Consider the following 3,567-nt stretch of genomic DNA (forward strand, 5'->3'; position numbering starts at 1 on the left):
CTGGTCGATCTCGGTCTTAACTTCAATTTTCCCGTTATGCGATTCAATTATTCTCTGTGATATCGCTAAACCCAACCCCGTACCCGAAGCTTTAGTTGTGAAAAACGGTTCAAATATCCTGGGGACAACATCCGGGGGAATCCCGGGGCCGGTATCCGCAACATGTATTTCCATCATACCGTCTTTCATTGCAGTACCTATTCTTAGTTCACGTTTTTCGCGCCCTGCGAGAAATGACAACGCGTTCTGTATAACGTTCAACAATACCTGACGAAGTAACGCGCCATCCACCTGCGCTGCGGGTAATGAAAGGTCAAACTCGCGGATGATCTTGGCATCAACTTTCGAGATCTCGTCATTCATGAATGATAATGTTTCATCAAGTACAAGATTCAGATCTTCTTCCTTCCACCGCGGTTCAGGCTGGCGTGTATAACTCAACATATTTTTTACAATACGTTCCAGCCTATCAATCTCGCGCATAATAAAGCCGGTATATTTTTTATTAGGATCATTTGGCGCAATTTTTTGGTCAATCCTCTGTGCGCTACCGCGTACCGACGCCATAGGGTTACGCACTTCATGCGCAACCACTGCTGTCATCTCACCCAATGCGGACATACGTTCTGAACGTATAAGCTTTGACTGCGCAGCTTCAAGTTCCTGTTTTGCGAGCTCTACCTGGCGTTTAAGTTCTTCGCTGAACTTACGTTCGGTATTGTACAACCTTGCATTCTCTATGGCTAACCCGGTTTGATTAGTAAACGTTACCAGTGTACGCAAGTCATTTTCCTCAATTTTCTTACCTGAATGAAGATTATCCGCTATGAGTACCCCTGCAACCTTGTCTTTAGCAATAAGCGGGACAGCAGCGATTGCCTGTTCGCGGTTACGTAAACCCCAGAAAAGGTCAACAAAAACTTTTGCCGCACCGGATAATGACGCTGTATTCACCCCGTCTTTCATCATTTCACCCGCACGGCGCAGGATCGAACTTGCCTGTTCAAATGAAGAAATTATGTACGGCCGCGCAGTGAGTACTGTCCTGACAATAGCATCATCTTTTTCATCTAAGGATATTTTTAATCCGGAAATATCGATACCTTCTATTCCAACAGCTTTCTTCCCCTCAACCACCCTCTGTTTTTCATCAACTAAACACACTATTATACGGTCGAACTTAAGATTCCGCTTAATCCCCTGAAGTATGATATCGAGGATATTATCAAGTTCCATTGTACTGGTCATTGCTTTAGTTATCTGCCCGAGAGTAGCGATCTCATCCATTGTATACTGCAGTGTTTCATTACGTTCTTCCAACTGTTTTTTTGACAGGGTTAACTCATTCGCCAACCCTTCATTTTTTTCCTGTGAAACCGTTAACCTCATAAATTCGGAATGTATACTCTTAAAAATTAAGGAAAGAAGGGATACTCCGATCCCTGCTATCACCAGAAAAACCAATGCATGCTTAAACCAAGAGGAAATGTTTACTTCGAATATGTTTACCATAATAATGATAAGTGCAATCCATGTGATGACGAATATAGAATAAACCTTTGACTGCGCTTTATTAAGAAAAAAAGGATCGTGCAACATCTAGATAAACCCTTCTATAAACAAATTATATGTAAAGTATTAGTATACTCAATTTCCTGGTATGATTCAACTACAGAATTCCACTAATTTCCTCCGCGTGATATGAACTACGCACAAAACTGCCGGAATATACTGTCTTAAACCCCAGGTTTTCGCCTGTTCTACGGTAAGACTCAAACTTTTCTTTGGGAATATACTCATAAACCCCAACCTGCTGATGTGTAGGCTGAAGATACTGCCCGATTGTAAGAATATCGCATCCCGCGGAACGTAACGCCTTCATTACTTCAATAACCTCATCCTCAACTTCACCAAGCCCAACCATTAACCCGGACTTAATCAAATATCCGGTATTCACGGATTTTAGGTATTCAATTAATGAAACCGACCGGTTGAATACCGCCTGAGGACGTATTTCAGGATACAATCTTGGAACAGTTTCTACGTTATGCCCTATTACATCAGGATTACTTTTGGTAATGATATCAACCAAACTTTCTCTCCCGTTAAAATCAGGGATAAGTAGTTCAACCTTAATCCCATCAATATTATCTTTGAGTAAACGCACAGTTTTAGCAAACTGTTCAGCACCGTTATCCACTAAATCATCGCGGGTAACTGATGTCAATACAACATAACGCAACCCCAGCGCCTTAACAGCTTCAACGATTTTACTGGGTTCATCGGGATCAATATTTACACCAGGAGAAACTGATTTATTGACTGAACAAAACCGGCAGGAACGCGTACATTGTTTCCCTAACAGCATAAAGGTAGCGGTTTTTTTGGAATAACATTCTGCCTGGTTAGGACATCGCGATTCTGTACATACCGTATTAAGCCCGCGGGTTTTAAGCAGCTCCGAAGTAAACCCGGCTTTTTGTTCATCACTCGTTATGCGTTTAACAGGTTTTTGAGGCTTATTTCCCTGCAAACTTATTTACCCGTGTACTCACATCTGACATAAACCTTGATAGGTAACTATTGACATACTCGGTAATATCCATATTTTTATCTTTCACCAACGGCGTGAGGTCCATTGCAAACGTTAATCCCGTAGTATCATCCACACCGTGTGACGCATGATAAGTTGCATGCGCACGCCGGCGTCCTACAGTCGCTAAATCATACCGTTTACCCCCGCAGATTTGGGAGTCAAACACGCCAAGTAATGCAGCGGCAAGGTTTTCATGCGCCTGCACATTCAACGCTACTTTATCAGAATCAATCATCCAGTCAAGATCACGCCATACCTCGCAACCCAACACCTTCTCAGGCTGCGCATCGGCAGGGAGAGAACGTAATGCCGTTATCGTGCGTAGAGCAACACTTACATGCGTATCATGCTTATCCGCGAGGTTGTGGGTATACACCACCTTTGGCCGGGTTGCAAGAAGGAGGGTTTTGATATCCGCTATAACATCAGGATTCACTGCGTCTTTCACCTGTGAACTCGTATAGTTAAGCATTGCCATTGCGCCGTACTCACCGACGTATGCCGCTTTTTTTTGTTCATTCTTACGGATACGTTTCATATCGTCATCCGTAAAATTTTTGTAAATATTATCCCTTGCGCTACCCGCACCGTCGGTTACTGTCACACCGAAGAACCATTTATCTATCTGCCCAAAACATTCTAATACACCGTGGTACGCCATGATCTCAATATCATCCTGATGCGCGGATAAGGCAATATGTGTCGTACGCTTTACCGCATCGGTTTCAGGTTTACCATCCGGGATATACAATTCCGCAGTTTTATTTTTGAATTCCATAAACTTACCTTTTACTCCTTATTAATGAACAACCTATTTATTTAAACAATTCCTGTTACTTCACTACCGGCAAACTCGCTGCGGCGATTGCCTGCCCAACCCTGCGTGTTGACTCTTCTTCCGGCAAGTGTAACTTAATTTTGTCAACGAGTTCCGGGAATTCAGCGGTAAAAACTTCCTTTGCTTTCTCAAG

3 protein-coding genes are annotated in these 3,567 nt (G+C 42.9%); all 3 read right to left on the bottom strand.

The genetic code is table 11. The annotated features are described in order from the left end of the window. The coding region (locus WC955_13210; protein MFA5860013.1) for an ATP-binding protein at positions 1–1,599 on the bottom strand (1,599 nt) is incomplete at its 3' end. 70 nt (positions 1,600–1,669) lie between these two features. After that, positions 1,670–2,533 (bottom strand): lipoyl synthase, encoded by an 864-nt coding sequence (gene lipA, locus WC955_13215; protein ID MFA5860014.1) that lies wholly within the window; start codon positions 2,531–2,533, stop codon positions 1,670–1,672. After that, positions 2,520–3,374: a PIG-L family deacetylase gene (locus tag WC955_13220; protein ID MFA5860015.1), complete on the bottom strand. Its 855-nt coding sequence runs from the start codon at positions 3,372–3,374 to the stop codon at positions 2,520–2,522. Before WC955_13220 ends, lipA begins: the two co-directional genes overlap by 14 nt. Between the last annotated feature and the right edge of the window lie 193 nt (positions 3,375–3,567).

Source organism: Elusimicrobiota bacterium, assembly GCA_041658405.1.
GTDB lineage: Bacteria > Elusimicrobiota > UBA5214 > JBBAAG01 > JBBAAG01 > JBBAAG01.